Annotated in this window: 21 protein-coding genes; 3 read left to right on the top strand and 18 right to left on the bottom strand. The window is 57.1% G+C overall.

Annotation, left to right across the window (positions count from 1 at the left end; translation table 11 throughout):
* Window positions 1–30: 30 nt before the first annotated feature.
* From C404_RS52040 to C404_RS52120, 18 genes are all read right to left on the bottom strand, one after another.
* Window positions 31–372 (bottom strand): hypothetical protein, encoded by a 342-nt coding sequence (locus tag C404_RS52040; RefSeq protein ID WP_021196764.1) that lies wholly within the window; start codon window positions 370–372, stop codon window positions 31–33.
* Window positions 369–1,079, bottom strand: a complete 711-nt coding sequence (locus tag C404_RS52045; protein ID WP_031329932.1) for a class I SAM-dependent methyltransferase — start codon at window positions 1,077–1,079, stop codon at window positions 369–371. Before C404_RS52045 ends, C404_RS52040 begins: the two co-directional genes overlap by 4 nt.
* Entirely contained in the window at window positions 1,063–2,082 is a 1,020-nt protein-coding gene (locus C404_RS52050) for a glycosyltransferase (protein ID WP_021196766.1), read from the bottom strand. Before C404_RS52050 ends, C404_RS52045 begins: the two co-directional genes overlap by 17 nt.
* A gap of 25 nt (window positions 2,083–2,107) precedes the next feature.
* Window positions 2,108–3,229, bottom strand: a complete 1,122-nt coding sequence (locus C404_RS52055; protein ID WP_021196767.1) for a DUF1972 domain-containing protein — start codon at window positions 3,227–3,229, stop codon at window positions 2,108–2,110.
* A 9-nt stretch (window positions 3,230–3,238) separates the two neighbouring features.
* Window positions 3,239–4,048: a glycosyltransferase family 2 protein gene (locus tag C404_RS52060; RefSeq protein ID WP_021196768.1), complete on the bottom strand. Its 810-nt coding sequence runs from the start codon at window positions 4,046–4,048 to the stop codon at window positions 3,239–3,241.
* Between the two features lie 2 nt (window positions 4,049–4,050).
* Window positions 4,051–5,115, bottom strand: a complete 1,065-nt coding sequence (locus tag C404_RS52065) for an EpsG family protein (protein ID WP_021196769.1) — start codon at window positions 5,113–5,115, stop codon at window positions 4,051–4,053.
* Between the two features lie 62 nt (window positions 5,116–5,177).
* Complete coding sequence (locus C404_RS0130320; RefSeq protein ID WP_049286252.1) at window positions 5,178–6,356, bottom strand: glycosyltransferase family 2 protein; 1,179 nt, start codon at window positions 6,354–6,356, stop codon at window positions 5,178–5,180.
* Window positions 6,356–7,366: a polysaccharide biosynthesis protein gene (locus C404_RS52070; protein WP_021196770.1), complete on the bottom strand. Its 1,011-nt coding sequence runs from the start codon at window positions 7,364–7,366 to the stop codon at window positions 6,356–6,358. Before C404_RS52070 ends, C404_RS0130320 begins: the two co-directional genes overlap by 1 nt.
* A gap of 12 nt (window positions 7,367–7,378) precedes the next feature.
* Entirely contained in the window at window positions 7,379–8,740 is a 1,362-nt protein-coding gene (locus C404_RS52075; RefSeq protein ID WP_021196771.1) for a lipopolysaccharide biosynthesis protein, read from the bottom strand.
* Between the two features lie 9 nt (window positions 8,741–8,749).
* Entirely contained in the window at window positions 8,750–9,889 is a 1,140-nt protein-coding gene (locus tag C404_RS52080; RefSeq protein ID WP_021196772.1) for a DegT/DnrJ/EryC1/StrS family aminotransferase, read from the bottom strand.
* A gap of 11 nt (window positions 9,890–9,900) precedes the next feature.
* Window positions 9,901–10,986, bottom strand: coding sequence for a DegT/DnrJ/EryC1/StrS family aminotransferase (locus tag C404_RS52085; protein ID WP_021196773.1), 1,086 nt, complete (start codon window positions 10,984–10,986; stop codon window positions 9,901–9,903).
* Between the two features lie 11 nt (window positions 10,987–10,997).
* The gene (locus tag C404_RS52090; RefSeq protein ID WP_152524482.1) at window positions 10,998–11,825 is read right to left on the bottom strand and encodes a GNAT family N-acetyltransferase; all 828 of its coding nucleotides are present in this window, start codon (window positions 11,823–11,825) and stop codon (window positions 10,998–11,000) included.
* Between the two features lie 84 nt (window positions 11,826–11,909).
* Window positions 11,910–12,281, bottom strand: coding sequence for a MarR family EPS-associated transcriptional regulator (locus C404_RS52095; protein ID WP_021196775.1), 372 nt, complete (start codon window positions 12,279–12,281; stop codon window positions 11,910–11,912).
* Window positions 12,282–12,518: 237 nt separating this feature from the next.
* Window positions 12,519–13,643: a glycosyltransferase family 4 protein gene (locus C404_RS52100; RefSeq protein ID WP_021196776.1), complete on the bottom strand. Its 1,125-nt coding sequence runs from the start codon at window positions 13,641–13,643 to the stop codon at window positions 12,519–12,521.
* Window positions 13,601–14,845: a lipopolysaccharide biosynthesis protein gene (locus C404_RS52105; RefSeq protein WP_021196777.1), complete on the bottom strand. Its 1,245-nt coding sequence runs from the start codon at window positions 14,843–14,845 to the stop codon at window positions 13,601–13,603. Before C404_RS52105 ends, C404_RS52100 begins: the two co-directional genes overlap by 43 nt.
* Window positions 14,845–15,963 carry a glycosyltransferase gene (locus tag C404_RS52110; RefSeq protein WP_021196778.1) on the bottom strand — a complete coding sequence of 373 codons (1,119 nt, stop codon included), beginning with the start codon at window positions 15,961–15,963 and terminating at the stop codon, window positions 14,845–14,847. The genes C404_RS52105 and C404_RS52110 overlap by 1 nt, the downstream gene beginning before the upstream one ends.
* A gap of 29 nt (window positions 15,964–15,992) precedes the next feature.
* Window positions 15,993–17,324 (bottom strand): sugar transferase, encoded by a 1,332-nt coding sequence (locus tag C404_RS52115; protein WP_021196779.1) that lies wholly within the window; start codon window positions 17,322–17,324, stop codon window positions 15,993–15,995.
* 1 nt (window position 17,325) lies between these two features.
* Window positions 17,326–18,462 carry a glycosyltransferase family 4 protein gene (locus tag C404_RS52120; protein ID WP_049286253.1) on the bottom strand — a complete coding sequence of 379 codons (1,137 nt, stop codon included), beginning with the start codon at window positions 18,460–18,462 and terminating at the stop codon, window positions 17,326–17,328.
* Window positions 18,463–18,733: 271 nt separating this feature from the next.
* Between C404_RS52120 and C404_RS52125 the strand changes: the two genes are divergently transcribed.
* The 3 genes from C404_RS52125 (at window position 18,734) to C404_RS52135 (ending at window position 22,128) form a co-directional block, all read left to right on the top strand.
* Window positions 18,734–18,913 (top strand): hypothetical protein, encoded by a 180-nt coding sequence (locus C404_RS52125; protein WP_021196781.1) that lies wholly within the window; start codon window positions 18,734–18,736, stop codon window positions 18,911–18,913.
* A gap of 281 nt (window positions 18,914–19,194) precedes the next feature.
* The gene (locus C404_RS52130; RefSeq protein ID WP_021196782.1) at window positions 19,195–20,058 is read left to right on the top strand and encodes an acyltransferase; all 864 of its coding nucleotides are present in this window, start codon (window positions 19,195–19,197) and stop codon (window positions 20,056–20,058) included.
* Window positions 20,059–20,739: 681 nt separating this feature from the next.
* On the top strand, window positions 20,740–22,128 hold the full coding sequence (locus C404_RS52135; RefSeq protein ID WP_021196783.1) for a phosphomannomutase/phosphoglucomutase: 1,389 nt from the start codon (window positions 20,740–20,742) through the stop codon (window positions 22,126–22,128).
* The last annotated feature ends 17 nt before the right edge of the window (window positions 22,129–22,145 follow it).

Below are 22,145 nucleotides of genomic sequence, written 5' to 3' on the forward strand. Positions count from 1 at the left end.
GCCACTTTCAATTTTAATAGCATAAGGTCGTTACGCGTTCGACGTCAGAATTACGCCAATCATGATGAAGGCCACGCCGAATGCATATTGCGTTTGAAAACGTTCACCGAAAACGAAATGGCTGCCAAGAGGCACGAGTAGAAAGGCGAGCGCCATTAGAGGGTAAACCTTGCCAAGTTGGGTGCGCTGAAGCACCCACACCCAAGCGAGCGAGGTCAAGCCGTAGAGGCACATTGCCCCAAATAGTGCCGCAAGCGGTTTGAACGTAAGAAAGCTTCCGTCAAGCCGAGAAGCGTTTGCGCTGACTTTGAACAATATTTGGCCACAGGCTAACCCTATGACGCAAATAACGGCCACCACATAGGTCATCATTGTTTGCCTTCCTTTTTTTCGATCCTCGCATGGAACGCAAAGAAAAGATTGATATCGACAGAGGGCAAGGCAAGCGGCCACCACGATCCTTCGCCTTTGGGGAAGTAATGGCGAAGAATCGCGAGGAGATTGGTGCAGGAATTCACGTGCTCCCGGGCCATGATGTAGTCATATGCCAGCCCTCTGGCAAGTGCATTTCGCCGCGGTCCGAGCGTTCTGCCCAGCCGCCAGGCCAGGCCAGGATCTGTGGGAATCAGGATCGACAGCACCCCCCCGTTCTTGATGACTCTGGCCCATTCCTTGATCGCCAGATGGGGGGGGTAGATATGTTCAAGCACGTGGGCTGCGACCACTCTGTCAAACGAGTTGTCCGGGTAGGCTATATCCGCCCCCGCCTGCACTTCAAGTGTCAGCTTGCCTTCATGCAATCCTGCCAGTTTGTGCCTCGCAACGTCCAACGTCTTTGCGTTTTGGTCAGTCAGGACGTATTGATCGAATCTGTGACGAACAAATCCGAGATGCGCGCCTGTCCCCGCACCAATCTCGAGGACGCGCTTGAACTCGTCGTCGGTTCCAAACGGGCGCTCCAATAGTTTGTGACTGGCGCGCATCATCCAGGATTGAAGTGGACTCGAATAGTTTGCACTGTCGTACAAACTATGAAAATTGTCGAGCCAATTAGTCCAGGCCTTATCTTCGTCCTTCATCTGCTTCCTCGTTCAGATTTCGAAATGCCTTCTGCCTGACTTTGCGTCGATGGAGTGGCCGATTGGGAATAGATCCGATGTCATAGGCGAGAAATGCCAGTATCAACTGCAATCCGATGATCACAGGAAGGCCGGCAAGCATTACCGTTCCCGCAGACGCAGGTGCGTGATCATTGAGAGATTGCACCCATTGGGTGGCGCCGAAGATGATGCCAAATGCTAACATCGTCAATCCGATCGGAAGCTCAAGTGAGGCGATTGAAAGATCTCGGAGATAATAGTTGTAAAATATTCGCTTGATAAAATTTCGAATATGTTTGACAAAAAATTCGCCCATGATATTGGTTATCTTCAGGTTGCTGATTTCATCGCCATACTTCGAGTCCATTGGGATGTCGACGACCACGGCTCTAAGAGTATTCAGCCTGAATAGCATATCGGATTCAAAAAAATACCGATGGCTAATCTTTTTCATTGGTAAGTTGCGAATCACCTCACTGTGGATAGCCGTATATCCATTTGTCGGGTCGAATAGATTCCAGTAGCCAGACGACAGCTTGCTCATAAACGAAAGTGCGGCATTCCCGATCAGTCGTGCTCTGGGCATCTGTTCTAGGCTATCGAGATTGAAAAAGCGGTTTCCTTTGGTGTAGTCGGCTTCTCCCGCCAGAATGGGTTCGACGAAGTCGGCGATATATCGGGGGTCCATCTGCCCGTCACCGTCGATTTTCACAACGACTTCCATCCCATCCGCGATGGCAGCCTGATAGCCCGCCATGACGGCGCCGCCAACTCCCAAATTTCTTGGCAGCTTGATGACACGTACTCTGGTGTCCGTACACTCACTTTCGATGATTGCACCGGATGCCTGCGGGCAGCAGTCATCGACGACATAGATGCCGCTGACCAGATCGCCGATTGTCTCGATGACGCTCATGATCTGGTCTCGTACTTTGTATGCCGGTATCACTACCGCTATCTTGGCGGAATGGATTTGTGTCATGTTAAATCGGCAGGGCCCTGCAGGTTCAATGCATCGCCTCTTGCAAGCGAGCCAAGACGGCATCGTATTCGCTCAGGATTCTGCTCCAGAGAAACTGCTCCACACAGCGCTGCTGCGCTGCGTGAATCATGCTGGTCCGCATGGTCGGGTCGGGAGGGTTGTCCAGATGGGCAGCCAGATCGGCCGCGGCCTTGAAGAACAGTCCAGACGTATCACCACCTAGAACCCACCGATTGAAGGGATTGTCGTGTGCCAGAAGCAATGCGCCAGCGGCCATGGCTTCGATCAAGGATGGGTTGGTACCCCCTACCGAATGGCCATGAATGTACAGATTGCTACGACGCCTCAGTTCATTCAGTACACCGGTGTTGTAAACACCGCCGGCGAAATGGACATCCGTGTATTTGGTGCGTAACTGTCGACCGTAGTCATTGATCTCGAAGTTACCCAGAACAACCATGGGCTTCTTCTTCTCGCTGCGTTCAAATGCCTCGAGAATCACGTGAATCTGGTTCTCTGGCTCTGGACGCGCCACAACTAGGGAGAAGCTCTGACTCGGATACTGCGTGAGTAGCGGGTGGGACAGATCGTCTCTGTTTTCGGGTTGCAGGGCATCGTCATCCACACCATATGCAATCATGGTGGATTCCTTACCAAGCTCCTCTTGTAAGTACCGTTGGATTTCTGGGTGATCGGCGATAAGAATATCTGCCTGACGGGCGGCTGACCGCTCATTCATGCGCAGCCAGATGCGCGCAAGTCGTCCCCATTTCTCTCGTCGCCATTCAATACCATCCATGTTGACTGCGTGCGGAATGGATCGTTTTTTCAGGTAACGCTGGAACACACCGGTCCCGTAGCCGAAGATCAATGCCACGGCGTTCTCTGGCACCTCTTTGAACGACCGCCAGTCATACTCAATGGTGCCGAGAGGGCCGCTGCTGCGAACCGAGATAAATCGGCGTCGAACCCCCATCCAAAGATCCTCATCAACGTTGTCTTTATTAACGGTGGGGTCCTGATTGCAGAACACGGTCACGTTGTGCCCCTGCCTAACCAGGTGGGGAGCAAGCACCTCAACCAATCTCTCGAATCCGCCGTAGCGGTTCGGAATGCCGCGTACGCCGATCAGATAAACATTTGCCATAGCCCAGACTTAGTGTAGGTAGCGCCCGCGCAGGACGTCACTCATGATTCGAAGAAGACCTGCCGTGCCGCCGAGGCAATAGCGCAGAAAGCCGGAGGGCCACGAGGATTTCAAGAGCACCCGACGCGCGGTGAATTCACCTTTACGCATCTTCCAGATGGCGCCAGATAATCCCCCGCTAGTGCCAGCGGGACGGTAGACGATAGACAACTCCCGCTCGAGAAAGCGGATTCGCGTATCAGATTGAACGTAGTGAAGAAGGAAGCACCAGTCTTCGCAGTATCGAAGTCGCACCAACCCGAGCCGCCGTTCTCGTCGGACAACCAGCGCGGGTGTGATCACCGGATTCAGGAGCGCAATCCACCAGCTGAATGGGATCCAGCGGCTCAGCGAGTGCGCCCAAAGGCGCGCTAACTTACCATACTTGGGCATCCCTTGAACATCATGAAACAGCAGATCAACTGCAGTGCTGTCGAGCTGCTGAAGTACCAGATCGATCTTGTCCTGCGTGAAGCTGTCGTCGGAGTCAAGGAACGCGATGTGGCTGAACCGCGCTCTTCTGATGCCCAGGTTTCGGGCTGCCTGCGGCCCGCGATTGCGCTCGAACCGATAGCAGCGGATCGGGATGTTGTGGTTGTTGTTTGCTGGAAGCTGAGGACGCAGATCCTCGGTGGAGCCATCATCGATAACGATGATCTCGACGCGATCAGGTTGTTCCGAGGCGACCGATTGGCATGCTCGCAGCACCATCTCCACGCGATTGAGCGTGGGAATGACCACGGACAGACCAGTTGGCCTCGCAGAGGAATTGAATTGCATGATCAGCTGAAGAACGGGAGCTCGCGCATGTAGGTTGATCCGGCTGCCCAGGCGAGCAGGATGAAAACGTTCATAGCCGATAGGGCAATGAATTGACTCCCCGACTTCGTGTAGGGGGTGAGCGACGGGCTGAGCGTCAAAAACAAGATGACAGGGTACATGCCGTAAATGAAGCGGTACCCAAAATAAGGCAACGTCAGGAACGGCGTGCAGATGATTGCCAGCCGAAGCGCAACGACGTAAGACTTATCCGACAGGATGTCGCCGATCTTCGCTCCGTTTCGCCGAAACAGGAGAGGAGCCAACAATGCAGCGACGACGCAGGAAAAGGAAAGGATGCGAATCCAAAGCTCACTGCTTTCGTGCATCGTGTACTTGTTGATCTCGTAAAGAAAACGAGAAACGAAAGGCAGCTCGATCGAGCTATGTAAAAAATGAAGCGTGAGCAGAATCAGGCCTGTCATCAAGGACAGGAACACCTTCCAGTTCTGTCGAGCCAGTAAATATCCGAGTAGCACCAGGCCCGCGCTTGTATGGAAGACCATGGAAAATACACCGAACAACAATGTAAAAAGCAAGGTGACGGGTGCCAGGGAGATACCGAGCACCATCAATCCTACGGACAAGCCTTGTCTCAATGCATTGGTGGATAGCTCAATCCCAATGAGCGATAGCAGGAACGCCGACAAATAGCATAGGCGGACGCGCCATGGAGCCCGGAAAAAGAGCACGGGTAAAACAATCAAGAAAATCCATGCAGCTGGCAGAAAATTGGTATCGCAACTGCCCAACATGGCGAAGTTCAGGGCGTCGGTTGCTATCTGGAAGCTCGATTCACGGTCTTCTATCAAGCCACCTTTACAGAAATCGGTAAATATTCCTGCGTAAGTCACCGTGTCAACCCCAAAGTCGAGGCTGCGAAAGCACATCACGATGATGATGAAGCTGGCTGCCGTGACGCCGCCGATGAGATACGGCGCCGGTTGGCGGACGTTCAACAGGCGAGCGCTGACGCCTGAAGACAGCGACAGCGCGATGGCTATCAAGACAATGTCAGTCAGAAACATAGGATGGTACGTTCCGTTGGCAACGCGCTCACGACAAACGCGATGTGCCAGTAGAGAGCGTCTTATCGATCGCTCTGCGTCAATTCCAGTTTCTTGCCCATTTTTTGAATGTGCTGTGAAGCCACACTGAATGCCTGCTCGGTGTTCAGCACATCACGCAGAACAATCGTGTGATCGGGTTTTAGGCGTTTCAACTGACGCTGGACGAGTGAGCGCCCGATACGCGTCGCTTCGCGTGCCATCGCGCCTAGGAACTCAAATGCCGTTGCCACATAGCCGTTCTCGCGAGCATGCTGCAACATGCATTGCATCACCATGCCCTTGTATTGCGGGTCACTGATCAAGCAGCGCAAATAGAGCATCGAGAAATCCGCCTTTCGGAGCCATTGTGGCTTGTCCTCGATACCTTTCAGTAGTGAGTATCCCCAGACTGTCGGGACGCTGTAGTACTCAGGAACGCGCGCATCCCACACGAGATTCTTGAACGCACCGATGTGCGGATTGTCGCGTAGTCCGCCCACATGGCGACCTTGCGCGCTTTTTCCCGAGGTGCTGCCAGCACATGCACCAGGGACGACAATTGGAAAATCAACGCGGTAGCTTTTCCGGCTTTCGAGCGATATCAGCGCAGCGCTGTAGATGTCCGGACTGACGCCTCCAAATAGTCCGCCATGCGTCGCAACAATACGTTCGACCAGTTGGCGAGAGATCATTCCGGCATAGGCGCGGGGCATGCCGAGCACGCCGCCACCCATGTTTCGTAACGCGACAGACAATTCTGCCTTTGCGTCGAAAGGGGTCACTCGTCCGCCAAATTCGCTAATGACCAGTGTGCTTCCCTCGGCCTTCCATCGTGTTGTACTCGAGAAGGTTGGCCAGTAGTACAACATGGGGAAAGTGAAACTGAAAGCATCAACATGGTTGGCGATCCCCCAGCGTGCGATCTCTGCAATCTGCGCGGATACCAGATCGTCATCTCCGATGAATACGAGGTACTCACCGGTTGCATGGCCCAGCGCGAAATTGAAGTTGTCAACCACGCTGAGCGGTTCACCGGGCCGAAGAAGCTTCAGGCGGGGAATGTCTTTGCCAGCGAATTCAGGGCTGATCTTGTCTTCGCTACTGGTGTCGCTGACAACGACTTCCAGTTCGTCGGAGGCTGCCAGCACGGCACGGATCGTCGAGACCGCGCATTCAGGGCGACCGTGAGTGGGGATGATGACTGATACCAGAGGGCGCATTACTTCTTCACCTGCTTACGAACATACGGCAACGTGAGCAGCAACTGCTTGATGCGCTCCACGTTCAATCGTTCGGTGTTGTGCGAGGTGTAGTCATCCACGTCGTTGGCGTCGGGTTGGCCTTCCAGAATGAACTTGTCGTAGTTCAGGTCGCGATTGTCCGCGATGATTCGGTAGTAGCGGCCCATATCTTCCGCCTTGGCCATTTCTTCACGTGATACCAGTGTCTCGTAGAGTTTTTCGCCGTGGCGAGTACCGATAATCTCGACGGGGGCATCACTGTTGAGGAGTTCCTTCAGCGCCTGTCCGAGGTCCGCGATCGTGGAGGCCGGAGCCTTCTGGACAAAGATGTCCCCTTGGGTGCCGTGCTGGAAAGCATGCAGTACGAGGTCGACTGAGTCTTCCAGCGACATCAGGAAGCGGGTCATCTTGGGGTCAGTCACGGTCAACGGTTTTCCTGCCTTGATCTTGTCGATGAAGAGCGGAATGACCGAACCACGCGAGGCCATCACGTTGCCATAGCGGGTGGCGCAAAGTACCGTGCCACCTTCGCGAACGGTGCGCGACTTTGCAACCATGATTTTCTCGGCCATGGCTTTGGAGATACCCATCGCATTGATCGGATACACCGCCTTATCAGTGCTCAGCACGACAACCCGCTTGACGTTGTTTGCGATGGCAGCGTTCAGGACGTTTTCCGTGCCGACGACGTTGGTAAGTGTTGCCTCCATTGGGTAAAACTCGCAGGAAGGCACCTGCTTGAGCGCCGCGGCATGAAATACGTAGTCGACACCGTCCATGGCGCGTGCGACGCTTTCGTAGTTGCGAACATCACCGATATGAAACTTGACTTTGCGATTGTTGATGGCAATCCGCATGTCTTCCTGCTTCTTCTCGTCGCGGCTGAAAACAATGATCTCTTTTACTGACGAGTGCAGAAAGCGATTCAGAACCGTATTGCCGAACGAGCCTGTTCCACCGGTAATCATCAGGACTTTGTTGTCAAACATTATAAGTATCTCTCAAAAATTCCGAATCAGAAATTGGGCGACCAATGCAATGGCTATGAGTGGCGTGATGAGTTTTAATGTTAATGCGGCTGAATACTTTGCTGCAGCACGCACTTTCTCCAAATTGAATGCTCTGGCCCAACTGATGAGGGTCGATGATGCTTGATAGGCGGCGTATACAAAGCATACGCTTTGGACGCTCTGCTTGTAGGCGGCAAAGGCGGCCAGCGCCAATGTAGCAACACTGAGTGCCATGGATGCTGCAGCTTGGAAGCGGAAATCTTTTGCGTAAAGCAATAGCGTGTAGGGGATATAACCAAATGCGCCCACGACAAAACCGGGCAAGAGTATCCCTACATAGTGGGAAATGATCTTGTCGTCATGATTATGGCCAACCCAGAAACTAATGAGGGGATCTCGCGCCAGCCAGAAAGCCAGGCATGGCAGAGATGTGATCAGAATTGTGCAAAGTACGAATCTTTGGATCGTGACATTGGAAAGGATATCGCCCTCGAGATTCTGATTCAGCACACGAGGCTGAAAATACTGGCTGATGGGGCCGGCCAGTAGCGAGAGCGGCACCATGCAAACAGTCGTCGCCAGAAAGTAGGGTGACACGCTGTTGGCGGAGATCAAGCCAGAGACCAAAGGCTTGTCCAACTGAGTGACGGCCGCGCCTGCCGCGGAGAAGAGTACCAGCGCACGCCCCTTTTTTATCAGCTCGAATGCATCACGGATTCCGGGTCGTTCTAGAACTGACTGTCTCGAGGCATCGATCCAGTATGTGAAACAACGATGGCGCGTGACCAATGCCTGACCAGCGGAAAACACGAGTTGCGTGACGATGAACGCGGTCAGCGTGTTGGAAATGGTCGCCAGGACATAGGCCGTAGCGCAGGCTCTGGCTGCCACGCCCACGACCTGGATCAGGCTCGCCGCCGAATACTCACGACGGGCGAGCATGGTTGCGTAGTACATGTTCTGGAGTACCAGCACCCAAAAGAGCGCGATGGCACCCATGATGGTGCCCCATCCGATACTGGAGAAAGCACCTAGAGCCTTAAGGCAGACAGTGACCGGTATCAGCAGAAAATAGAACCCTGTCAGGCTGATCTCCGCAGTACGCGTGAGCGTCAGCAACTCAACCGGAGAGGAGTGGGCAACTGCGACGTCACGACCGATCAGCGTTGACATGCCCAGATCCAGCATGATCAAGAGATTCTGAAGCGACAGAATGACGGCGACCACGCCGAATTGCTCCGGACCGAGGTGTTGTCGGTAGAACGGCAGGAAGATGAATCCTACAAGCACTGCCGACACTCTGCCGGCATACAGCATCACCATATCGAGCGCAGTGGTACGCAGCAATTTCATCGGTACCTTTTAGCTCTGAATGTGATTCTGCAAGTCGGCAACTGCATGTGCGCAGATCTCGCCGATGGCATCGACGTCTGCCTCGCTCAGCCACCAGCCGCAGGGAAGGGCAATGATGCGGCTCTGCAGATCGGTAGTGTGCGGTAGCGGGGCCTGCCCGATTGCGTGGAAACCGCTGTAGGTGTCATTGCGATGATGAAGGATGGACGCAGAAACGCCCTGGCTCTTCAACCGTTGAAGCAGCGCATCCCGGTTCTCGGCCAGGCAGAGCATGACCCAGTACGCGGCATCTGCGCCACTTGCCACATTCATCGTGGTGATGCCCTTGGCGCCCGCGAGTCGCGTCGCAAGCCTGGCTACGTTGGTGCGCGCCTGGTCGACTCGGCCCCGGGCCGTGTCCAGTTGGGCGCACCCGAGCGCAGCACTCACATTGCTCATCGTGTACGTCCATCCGATCTCAGGAATGTCCGCGGCAGGATTAATTTCGCCGTCCGCTGTACGGAATACCGTGCCGTCAATGCCGAAACGCCGGAGTTGACGTGCCTTCGTGGCCATCTCCGCCGATTTGCAAACCAAGGCCCCCCCGTCGATGCAGTTGATCTGCCGATTGGGGTAGAAGGAGTAGATCGAGAAATCCGCAAGCCCGCCGACGTGCGCGCCATCCTGCAGGGCAAACAGCGCGTTGTTGCAATCCTCGATGAATGCAATACCTCGGGCCTTGCACAATTCAGCCATTTCCCGAGCCGGGCCGGGATAGCCCGCGACGTGATACATGACCACGGCCTTTGTTTTGTCGCTGAGCTTTCGCGCAGCATCGGCGACATCCATCTCAACCGAACTGGGGCATACGTCAACCCATACTGGTACGGCGCCACAATGCGCAATCGCGGAGTTGGTGGACATACAGGAAAACGCGGTGGTCAGGACTTCGTCTCCAGAGCGCACCCCTGCGAGGTGCAGGGCCAGAAACAACGCGCTCGTCATGTCGTGCGTGGATACCACGTGAGACTGGCCGACAAGATTGCCAATGCCTTGTTCGAACATCTGCACATATTTGCCGCTGGCGATCTGGCCGGAGCGCAGAACTTCTAACGCGGCAGCCTCCATTTCAGGGAGACGGGGCACACCAAACAACGGTATCTGTTTCATCTGGCGTCTCCTTACCCTTTCCGGATGACATCAACAATGCGTTCCCGATCTTCATCGCTGATCCACCAGCCGCACGGGATGTGCAGCAGCCTCTTGTAGAACGTGTCCAGCCCCGGCAACTCTCGGCTCGACGCTGCGAAGATGCTATGGAAGCTGTTGGGGCGATGCAGTTTTGAGGCGGCGATCCCCGCGGCATTGAGTGCCTTTTCCAGGCTGGCGCTGTCATCGCACAACAGGGTGTAAATCCAGTAGCTCGGCTCGGCAACTGCATCGCAGCGAGCAAAGTCGACCCCGCTGACGGCGTCCAGTTGAGCATCGTAGAACTTGCCGTTCTGAACGTGGCGGTCAAGAACGGCCGAGATGCCCTGCAACTGAACCCGCCCGATCGTCGCGTTGACGTTGTTCATGTTGTACTTGTAGCCGACGCTAGTGATATCGACTTCGGTACGTGGAACGCCCTTGAGCATGCCGAACCATCGGAACTTCTTTGCCGCTTCCATCTGCGAGTTGTCGTTGAACGTCAGCAGGCCACCATCGACGGTGGTCATATGCTTGATCGCCTGGAAGGAATAGATTCCGTAGTGGCCAATTGTTCCAATCGGCCGATCTTGATAGCGGGCCCCCAGCGCATGGGCACAGTCTTCGATGAGCACAATCCCATACTCATCGGCAAGCTGTTTCAGTTCTGCAAGACGAACCGGGTAACCCGCATAGTGAACGCAAAGAATCGCCTTGGTCTTGCTAGTGATACAGCTTCGGACGGATTCGGGACACATGTTGCCCGATACCGGATCGACATCGGCCCAAACCACTTTTGCGCCGGTATAGAGGATCGTCGTATTGGTTGGCTCTGCCGTCATCGGCGTGGAAATCACTTCATCGCCAGGGCCCACGCCGGCCAACGTCAGCGCCGCGTGAAGGGCACCCGTTCCGCTGCTCATCGCGAGCGAGCGTTCCAGTCCGAATTTCTGATTGAACTCTGACTCGAATCGGTAGACGGACTCGCCCTCGGCGATCATGCCGCTGTACAGGACCTCTTCCAGCGCGGGCATGAGAACCGATTTGGCGGGCATTGCGACTTTGACGATCGGGATCATATTAGTGTCAATTAAATTCGGTTAAGCAGTGAGATGTATGGAAAGTTCGAAAAATCTTTTCCTGAGAGATTGCTGACCATTCGCTGTGAGCTCATTTGCAGCTTCGAGCTATAACCGCGATTGATCAACTCGGTGTAAATTCCCGAGTCATCCGGCGCATTCAGGTTCCACTCATCAGGGAGGGTTTGATCAATAAGCTGAAAAATTGCATCCCAATTGCCCGCCCACTCTATCAGTGTGCATCCCTGTCGGGTCTGGAGCACGGTGATGGAGGCGGTTTGAATGCTGAAAGCCACTACGCTTTGCGCGAATGCCGGAATGCCTTGGCTGGACTTGTCTTCTACCGTGATGCCGGTCACGTCGTGACATAAGAGGCCATCCCTGCCAGTCGCCGCGCGTTTTCGGACGGTCCCGTACCTGTCGTGGCTGTCAACAGTGAAGCCGTGTCTGACATACACATTCGGCTTGTTTGTCCAGAGAACCAGGCAGACATAAGGCTTTTCTTTACCGAAGTTCGTTGCGGCCGAAAGCAATTGGTGACTGAGTCCGCTGCCTCGGAACGCGTCATCAACACACACCAGTCCGACAAGGCCAACGGTCCCTACGTCGGGCAGCGTTTCCTCTTTGATCACGAGCGTTGCGGCCGCCGCGCTTTCTTCGCTCGAGCCATCCTTGTTGATCAGAATGGAGGTGCTCCGGGCACGGTCGCCAATCCACGGGTAATGCATGGGCAAGTCGATTCCACGCCCTCTGGAGCTAAAAAATACCTTCCAGATGAGCGCCCGAGCGGCCGGTGGCACGCCGTGATGTATCGAGTGTTGCAGTGATGGCGTGTTCAAGTTCCGCCTCATCCATCTAGTCTTGGCTGGGAAATATCCTGGTAGCGGATGTTTGATCGAGAAAGCGTTCCAGCACACATCGGGCTAGATATCTCCCTTCTTGACTCCGTTGAAGTCGTCACTCCGAACCTCTGCCCGCAAGGCCTCGATCTCCGATCTCAAGAACTCGTACTCTTCCATCTTGCGTTTCAGAAACTGGCTGGTCAGAGCCGCTTTTTCCGCAATGCCGCGCGGCGTAAGAATGTAGATGTAGCCGAATTTATTCTTGGATTGACTGAAGTTCTGGACCTTAATCCACCCCTTTTCCGTCAGAGCTTTGATGCAGTAATTCAGACCGCCAACGCTTACGCCCAATTTTTCCGCAAGCTCGCGCTGAGTGAGGTCCGGATTTTCTTGCAATATGCGCATGATCCGAAAGTACGTGTCTTCTTGTATCTTGGCTTGGCGACTCGTCATGGAATGGACCCAAGGCTCATATGTCTGATTTCAGTGGCAAGCAAGGCATTGCTGAGAGCTGCGACAAACACGCTCGCACCTACCGGCGGGGGGGGGTGAAAGTGATCTATCGACCACGTTTGTTTGAAGTTGAACAATTTTACTTGGATCCGGTGACATGGTCCACCGTTGAGCAGGCGCTTGCCTGAACGCGTGCGTTTTACGCAGGCGTGATCCATTGCTTACTTGCGCGTTACCTTAAGGCGTGGCGCCCAGGATGGCTGTCCATTGATCAGCAATGGACTCGATCGCAAAATGCCTTGCTTTCGCTTTCCCGTGGGTCGCCAGGCGTTCAGCGATTGCGGGTTCCCTGATCAGTGTGAGCAGCGCATCGGCAAGTGCGGTCTCGTCCTCAACGGGTACCATCAGCGCATCTTCGTGATCTGCCAGTAACTCCCGAGGTCCCTGGTCGCAATTGGTCGAGACGATAGGCAGGCCGAATGCCATGGCTTCGATCAGGACCAGCCCAAAGCCTTCGTAGCGTGAGCTGAGGCAGAAGATAGTGCTTTGTGCGTATGTCTGGGCGATGTCGGTGTGCACTCCGGGTAGTGAAACGCACTGTTCGAGACCGAGTTGATGACATAGTGCCTCCAGTTGTTCTCGCTCCTCGCCTTCGCCGACGATCAGCAGTTTCCAGTCCGGGGCATGTTGGGCCACTTGCTGCCAGGCCTTCAGCAATACATCAAAGCCCTTGGCCCCGGTCAGGCGTCCCACTGCCAAGACCGTCCGTGTATCGCGCGATGTTCGCGCGTTCGGTAATGGAAACGGCAGAGGATTTGGGATGTGCACGATGTTGCAAGGAGGTCGCAAAGCCTCCATCCAACGCATGCGATCACGCTTGGTGAGCACCACGATATCCGTACAAGTTCGAGCGGCGAGGAAGCGGGCCATCTTGCGGACCGGTCTCCCTAGATCTTCGTCAAAATGGCAATGCTCCCACGAAATCCTGCGCACCTTTCGGCCAAGCGTGGCCGGCAGCGTGAACAGCGTCAGCATCGTATCGACTTCGACCAGCACTTCGACGCCATGCTCACGCACAAAGCGACGGATGCCGAGGACGGTCGAAACATATTGACGCTTGAACGAGGGGCGATGCGCGAACAGCGCGCAGTGCTCGACTGCTGGGTGCAACGGAAAAACGCTTGCTCGATCCCAGAGACTCAATATGAGCACCCGGTAGCCGCGTGCGGCCAGCGCATTGGCGATCACTGCGGTCATGCGCTCCGCACCTGCGAAGGCGTTCAGTGTGCCGGTGAGGAAGCAGACGGTTGGCAGCTGAGTCACGCCGATGCCATCCCCGGTGTTGGGCGATGGCGCCACCATAGCGCCATACCGACCATGACCGCCATGCCGTTGCCAAGCGCATAACCAGCGATGGCGCCCCAGACGCCAAGGCGTGGAATGGTGAGCAAATCGAAGACCAGCGTTGTGACCAACACCAGGGTCCATTTCATGGTCACCCAGCGCGGCCGGCGCAGATGGACCGCCAACAGCGTGAGCGCCACGTCGGCGAATACTAGTGCCGAAGCCGCTGCCGCTATGCGCAGCAGCGTCACTGTGGTGCCGAATGCGCTGCCGTAGAGCAAGTGCACGATCCAGGGAGCGCATGCAGCAATGGCCAACCCGCCGACCAATCCGAGTGCGCCGATGCCAAACGCAACACGGCCGATTCTTGCGTGCGCATCGGCAAAGGTTGTGCGCGCGTAGATGTAGCTTGGCGCAATGCCCGCGACCAAGATGGTAGCAACCATTGTGAAGTTGTCCAGGATCTGCATGCAGGCGGCATAGGCGCCGAAATCCACTGCAGATACGGACGGCTGAAGCACCAGTTGGTCTACCCGGCGCGCGCACATCATCAGAATGAAGCTGCCCCAGAACAGCATGCCGGCTCCAACCAGTTCGCGAGCCTGGGGCGGGTGCCAGGCGAAGTCGCGGTCGGGTACGCGAATGAAGTAGTAGCTGGTGAGCAGCACTGCCGAAACCATGGCCTCGAGCGCAAACGCGGCTACGTAGCCTGTGATCTCGTGGATGCCCGTAGCGAACAGGCTACCGACGAGGATCGCCTTGACCACCAACGCAGTAAGACTGAACAGCGTGTTTGGTCGATTGTTGGTATGCGCCTGCATCCAGGCGATCACCACGCCAAATGGTTCCCGCAGCAAGATCGCAATGCCTAGCCATAGCGCAGCATGCCAGACGTCCGGTCCGGGTGACGTCACGCCCAGATAAACGCACATCAACAAGTAACCGGCGACACCACCAGCCAGGCGCAGCAAAAAGGCGTGTGCGAGCAATCTGTGCTGGGTTGCCGCCCCTGGAGCCGCTACGAGGCGGGGCACCACCACCTCGGCTCCGCAGACAAACGCGAAGGACCCGGCGATCAGCACGATCGATTGCGCGTACTGGAAATGCGCGAAACCTGAGGGGCCGAGCGCTCGCGCCAGCATGGCCACGATGGCGATGCCACCGCCAACCTGAAGGCCCCGCTCGGCCAGCATCCAGAGCAGGTTGCTTGCCACTCGCATCAGGTCGCCTCCGTGTGCGGAATGGCCGTGGTGGTGCCAAGGCTCCGGTAAATATCCAACCAGCGTTGTGCTACGGCATCGATCGAAAACCTAGCCGCGATTAGTGTGTGTCGCTGGGCTTGCTGCAGAGCCGACCCTCTGCCTTCACGCAGTGCGACGGTCAACGCCGCAGCCAGTGCCTCGGCATCTCCTCGTGGCACGACCACGCCCTGGTTGCACAGCACCTCTTTAACGCCCGGTGCATCGGTTGCAACCACCGGGCAGCCGCAGGCCAGCGCCTCCACCAGCACCATGGGAAGCCCTTCGATATTCGATGACAGCACGAATGTATCGGCCGCGTTGAGCAGTGCCGGCACATCGCTGCGTGGGCCCAGCAGCGTGACGCGAGACGTCAAGCCCAATGCGGCAATCTGGTCCGTTAGCGCTTGCTGAAGTGGACCGCCGCCGGCAATCAGCAGGTGAACCGGCGGGGCGTCATCGATTTGCGCGAACGCGCGTAGCAGCAGGTCTTGTGCCTTTTCCGGAACCAGCCGCCCGACGTTTAGCGCCAGCCTTGTACCCGCATGGATACCCAGGCGCGCGCGCGTGGCTTCACCTAACGCTGCGTTTGTTTGAAAGCGGTCAATATCGATACCGTTGGGCACGACCGTAATGCGATTGGCCGGCACTGCTCCGACCGCAATCATGCCGTTGCGGCCATCATGGCTGACGTGAGTGGTCAGCGTGCTCCATCGATCCGTCAGCCGATAGCCCAGCATGCGCAACCAGCCACCTTCACGAAAACTGTGTGCTGTGCTGACCAGCGGAGGGCAGCGCACGATCCGTGTCAGTGCCCGCGCGAACACGTTGGCGTGGATCATGTGGGCATGGATAACGTCGGGCTGCCATGATTTGATTAGATCGCGGGCTTGCCAAAGCGCCCGTGCCATCCCCAAGGGGGTTTTGCGCATGGCAAGATCGACAACGTTCGCCGTGGCGGGGATGTCAATTTCCTGGCCGGACGAGAGGCTGATGATGGTGACTGCATGTCCGCGAGCCAGAAACGCTTGAGTGAGAGCCACCACTTGATGTTCAGCCCCACCCATCTTCAAGCCGGTCGTGACCAGCAGAATTCGCATTGGCGCCCCAGCAAGTGCGGTACACGCCATCAACGCGCTCCGTATCCAGTCAGGATCGTGCGCAGGGTCTTGACGCCGATCAGAAGATCGAGTGCGAACGAGCAGTGTTTGACGTAGTAGAGGTCGTAGCTGAGTTTCGTGACGGTTTCCGCATGCGTGCCGACATAGCCTTGTTGCACCTGCGCCCATCCCGACAGCCCCGGTCGCACCAGGTGCCGGTATGGGTAATAGGAGATCGTATCGGCAAACATGTTGGCCATTGGCACCTGCTCTGGACGTGGTCCGATCAAGCTCATGTCGCCAACCAGCACGTTCCAGAGTTGCGGCAGTTCGTCGAGCCGATATTTGCGGATCACTCGGCCCACGCGTGTCACGCGCGGATCATGTTGCTGTGCGAACTGTGCCGGGGCGTCCTGCTGCACACTCATGCTTCGGAACTTGAGCATCGTGAACGGTTCACCAAACCGTCCTACACGCTCTTGGCAAAACAGCATCGGGCCACCCGATTCCAACCTGATCGCTAGCGCGGTCATGATCGATAGCGGCAACGCCAGCGGCGCCAGGCAAACCACGGTAGTGATATCGAGGGTGCGTTTTACGAAACCATAGAAATAGTGGCGCGCATAGTCGTCGAAGAAATTCTCGTCGATATGCTCGAGGCCAACACGCCCTGTCAGCATCTCACCGACACGCTCCACTGAGTACATACGCACGTGACTTAGCTTGAGCTGCGCCAGCGAACGCGTACGCTCGGGGTCGGCAGTGGCCGAGCGATCGAGCATCAATCCATCGCAATACACGGCGTTCTCGATTGAATGGATGAACTCGAGGCGGTTCGGGGAAGGGGGCGTGGCGCCCGGCATGGCAAGGATTGCGTCAAGTTGCTTCAGCGTACCCGGATCGATATAGCCGAACACCGGCACGTAGTTCTGGACGAAACGGCGGTAGCCGATGCCGCTCCAGGCAAGCGTTGTGATGTAGCCGAGTAGTAGGGCGCCACGCGAGTACTCAACATGAAATGCGGCGAAGACGATGAGAAGCAAGCTGTAAGGAAGTGTCGCAGACACGCCGATCAGGCTGTTGCCTTCGAGGGCCGGCAGATGGAGTGAACGGTGCAGTAGCACAAACGTGCACAGGCATGGGATGACCGTCCAGAGTAGCGTACGTGTGAAAACGTAAGTCACGATGCCGGCGTGATAGAGGTATTCCGCCAACGCGATGTTGATCCCGAACAATACCAGTCCAAGCAAGGCCCAGGACAGCATTCGGCTGGCGCGGCGTACGGTCTCGGAGCCGTGGACGTTTGCTGCCATGGTGCGCTGTGCAGTGCCCAGGCGAGCTTCTTGTTTGTCGCTGCTCATGTCACGTGTCTTTTGTCGGCTGCGGGGTTGTTGGAGGCAAGCCGAGCGCACCTTGATAGATTTGCCAGGTCGCTTCGGCCATTGGCGCGATGCCGAAAGCTTGCTCCCAGCGCTTTCTCGCCGCTTGGCCCATGGCTTTGCGGCGGGCTGGGTCGGTCGCCAGCGCCACTAGTATGTCCGCCATGACGGCATCATCGTTGCCGACAACCAGTGCAGCAGGTGTGGTGCCGAATTGCTCGCGAATGCCGGGCAGGTCCGATGCCACCACTGGCAGCCCGGCTCGCATCGCTTCGAGCACTGACAGCGGTAGACCCTCATGGTCCGAAGCCAGCACGAACAACTGTGCCGAGGCTAAAAGACCAGCGACGTCGTTCACATTGCCGGGAAAGCTGACACGGCCGGGGGCTAGCTTATCGGCCAACGCGTGCATGGCGTTACGTGTGGGACCGTCTCCTGCGATGACTAGCTCGCAACGGTCAAGCGCTGCGCGCGCAAATGCCCGAATAACGACGTCGGGTCGTTTGGGCGCTGCGAAGCGCGCCACCATGACGATGCGGCGCAACTGTCCCCCAGGTTCAGGGTGTGCATGGGTGTCAGGAATGCCGTTGTGAATGACGCTGACGCGACTCGCCGGTACTGGCAGGCTGGCAGCCAGCTCGTATTCGGCATTGGCCACACAGATCATATGTGTGGTCAACGGCGCCAGGCACCATTCCACAACACGGGACGCAAGGCGCTGGACCAACGGTGCTGCCGGTTTGAAAGCAAAACCATGTACGGTGTAGATCACGGGAATGCCGAGCATCCAGGCGGCCACGCGCCCCAATGCGCCTGCTTTGGCACTGTGTACATGAATAAGGTCTGGTGCGGCACTGTGCAACGCGGTTTTCAATTGGCGTAGCGTAGCAATTGCCTTCAACGGCGATAGGGCGTTGTCGAGCAGCGGCAGTCGTACCGTTTCGGCACCGGCGGCCTTTGCCGCTGTGAACAGGGGGCCGTTCCCACCGGCAAGCACCACCGCATCAATCCGACCACGCAACGCATGCAGCAGGTCTGCTAGGTGTGATTGGGCTCCGCCAATCTCAGAGCTGGTAATGACATACGCGACGCGGGGCCGAGAGGGGGGCAAGTTCTGCACGAGCGCGGGAAAAAATTGGTGGTGAGGTAGAGGCCCCCTTTACCTGGCTGAAACGCGCCTTGCCGAACCGTGTTGTAGTGCGCGAATCGTTCGAATCGGGACGGGCGAGTGATTATAAGCTCGTGCCGATTCCGTAATCTGGAAATACGATTTGTAGCGCCCTGCTGGCTGTCTATGAGCGGTACTGCACCGTGAGCTTCGTTGCGGGAAGCTATTGCAAATTGATACTGCGAGCTTCAAGGCTCGCCACATCCGAGCATCGTAGGACGCCGTGGACGCGAAGACGGCTCGCCCGATCGGTCGCGCCTTCGGCTTGGCACTGCGCGGCAACGGCGAATCGACCGTTGCCAGCGGTCGTGACGGTCGCCTTCACGGCTGGCTGCTATGCCTAGTGGATATCCGTCAACAGCGCATCGACCCGACGGTGTCGGGCGTCACGCCCATCCCATGAAGATCGACGTTGCGTGCGGTATCGGCGTGGCGTGTTGCGTTTGCGCCGGCGCCGTTCCGCACGATGGGTTGCGACGTGACGGAACTGTTCTGCGAGGTGCATGGCCAATTCCGGAACTACCATCCCCCCCGTATTCGCCTAGGGCCAACAAGCAAGACGTCGTGCGCGCGGCAGGCCACTGACTGCTCACTCGAACTTGTCTTCGAGGCCGACAACTCGAATGGTCGACGGCCATAGTAGAATCGGCCGCCCACACAAAAACGACTGGGCAAGAGGTAACTATGGCAGATATTAAGAAGGTGGGCGATGGTGTTATCGAAGTGGGCCAAAGCTGCTCAATCGGCGATAACGTGCAGGTTATCTTCGCCAAGCCAGCCGTTGTAAAGCTGGGTGACTATGTAGTGCTGGGCGACGGTGTAAAGATGATCGTCGACGGTGGCAACATCACAATCGGCGACTGGACTACGTTGCATGCTGACACGCTGGTGCTGTCAAAGACGGGCGTTAGCATTGGTCAGCATTGTTGGTTCGGCCAGAACACGGTGCTCGACGGTACCGGCGGGTTGACTGTTGAAAACGGCGTGCGCGTGGGCATGTACTCACAGCTCTGGTCGCATGTGGCGGCTGGTGAGCAGATCGAGGGCTGCACCCTGTATGGCGAGCGCCCAATCCATGTCGAGTCGGACGTATGGCTGGTGGGCTCGTGCATTGTGGCGTCAGGCGTGCGCATTGGTCGCCGCTCGGTGGCTCTGATCGGCTCCAACCTTACGAAGGACGCACCGGCAGAGGTTGTGCTTGCCGGCTCACCCGCGAAGGTCAAGGAAGGGCTGAGCTTCTATAAGTCTGTGACGCTCGATGAGAAGTTCGAGATGCTCGCGAAGTGGTTGGAGCAGATTACCGGCGCGCCTGCAATCGATGCTCCTTCCATAACTCATGACGGTGACGCAATCACCGTGCATTGGGATGACATCGAGAAAGTGACGTTCTACAAATTCGCGGCCGACTTCAATAAGGCGACTGCCTCACGCCATCCGAAAACCACGCTTTGCTGTGTAGAGGACAAGCGCTACATCAAAGCTATGACAAGGGCTGAGCGCAGTGTGCTCAAGGCGCTGGCTGGCAACAAGGCGCGCTTTTACTCCTGACACTGGCACACTGGTTCGGGGCTGCGGACTGCGCGAGGAGAGAGGTTATCTCCGGTTGACGCTTGGAACGCAGGGTGGGCGGCTTGCATGCCGCGAAGGAAACACGCAACCAGAGCATGGCGTCGGCAGCCATCCACGTTACTGGAGGAGTGGTCGGCTGTCTGATCTGCGGACACTCGTTGCTCAGGATCGGGGTGACGAAGTGGGCCCTGGTCCATGTAGAACCGAAGCAGAGTATCCGTGGATACACGCTATGCGTATGTTGCCGGTACCCGCCTTGGATTTCTTTGCTGCATCGTCGCTTTGATCGTGACTGTGTTCTTCTGGTCAATTGCCAGCTTGGCTTTGTGATGTAGGTCTCGATACTAGCGAGATTCGCCTGCTCACTGCTCGCAATCTTCTGGAACTGGATAGCAAGAAATCTCGCCGCCGATCGTGGACGTGCGGCGAGGCTTGTAAGAAGGTCATATCTCTTCATACTCTTCCGCAGGAAGGGGGGGGCACTGGAGGGAGTTGAAGCGATGGTGTACCAACTCGATGAGCGACATCGAGTGGCCGAACATGGGCGACACGGCCGGCAGGCGGCGAGCCTACGCCCCTTGGCTCGCTATGAGGCGCTACGGCGAGAGATGTCAACCATTTACAATGGCGCTTATCTCATTTTCTGCATACCCCCCCCTCATGTGTAGCATCAACCCCACCATCTTCAAAGCCTACGACATCCGCGGCATCGTCGGAAAAACCGTCGATGCGCAAACCGCACGCCTGATCGGCCGTGCCTTTGGCTCCGCAGCGCGCGCCAAGGGTGAATCCGCAGTGGTGATCGGCCGCGACGGCCGCCTGTCGGGGCCCGACCTATTGCAAGCGCTGGCGGACGGCCTGCGCGCCAGCGGCGTGGACGTGATCGACCTCGGCCTGGTTGCCACGCCCATGGTCTACTTCGGCACGAACATCGAATTGGCGGGGCGTCGTGCCACCTCAGGCGTGATGGTCACCGGCAGCCACAACCCGCCCGACTACAACGGTTTCAAGATGGTGCTGGCAGGCCAGGCCATCTACGGTGAACAGATTCAAGCACTGCGCACGCGCATCGAACAAGGCGACTTCACCGAGGGCGCTGGCAGCTACGTCCAGGTGGATATCCGCCAACAGTACATCGACCGTATCGTCTCGGACGTCAAGCTGAGCCGCCCGATGAAAATTGCCGTGGACTGTGGCAACGGTGTAGCGGGGGCCTTTGCGCCGGAGCTTTTCCGCGCGATGGGCTGCGAGGTGACGGAGCTGTTCTGCGAGGTGGATGGCCACTTCCCGAACCACCATCCGGACCCGGCCCACGTCGAAAACCTGCAAGACCTCGTCCGCACGCTGCAGACCACCGATTGCGAACTCGGCCTCGCTTTTGACGGCGATGGCGATCGCCTGGGTGTGGTCACCAAGGACGGCCAGGTGATCTTCCCCGACCGTCAGCTAATGCTGTTCGCGCAGGAAGTGCTGTCGCGCAACCCGGGCGGCGAGATCATCTTCGATGTGAAGTGCACGGGCAAGCTGGCACCGTTCATTCGTGAGCACGGCGGCAAGGCGACGATGTGGAAGACGGGCCATTCGCTGGTCAAGGCTAAGCTGAAGGAAACCGGCGCACCGCTGGCTGGTGAAATGAGCGGCCACATCTTCTTCAAGGATCGCTGGTACGGTTTTGACGACGGTCTGTACACGGGCGCGCGCCTGCTGGAGATCGTCTCGCGTCTGGCCGATCCGAGCGCCACGCTCAATGCCTTGCCGAACTCGCATTGCACGCCGGAGCTGCAACTGAAATGCGCTGAGGGCGAAGCCTTCACGCTGCTCGACAAGATCAAGGCCAACGCCACGTTTGCGGGCGCGAAGGAAGTCAATCGCATCGATGGCGTGCGCGTGGAATATGAAGACGGTTTCGGCCTGGCACGCCCGTCCAACACCACGCCGGTGGTGGTGATGCGCTTCGAGGCCGACAATGATGTCGCCATGGCGCGCATCCAGAGCGAGTTCCGCCGCGTGATCCTGGCTGAGAAGCCGGACGCGCAACTGCCGTTCTGATCGCACGGTCCGTACTC

The sequence above is a fragment of the Ralstonia sp. AU12-08 genome (assembly GCF_000442475.1).
Classification (GTDB): Bacteria; Pseudomonadota; Gammaproteobacteria; order Burkholderiales; family Burkholderiaceae; genus Ralstonia; species Ralstonia insidiosa.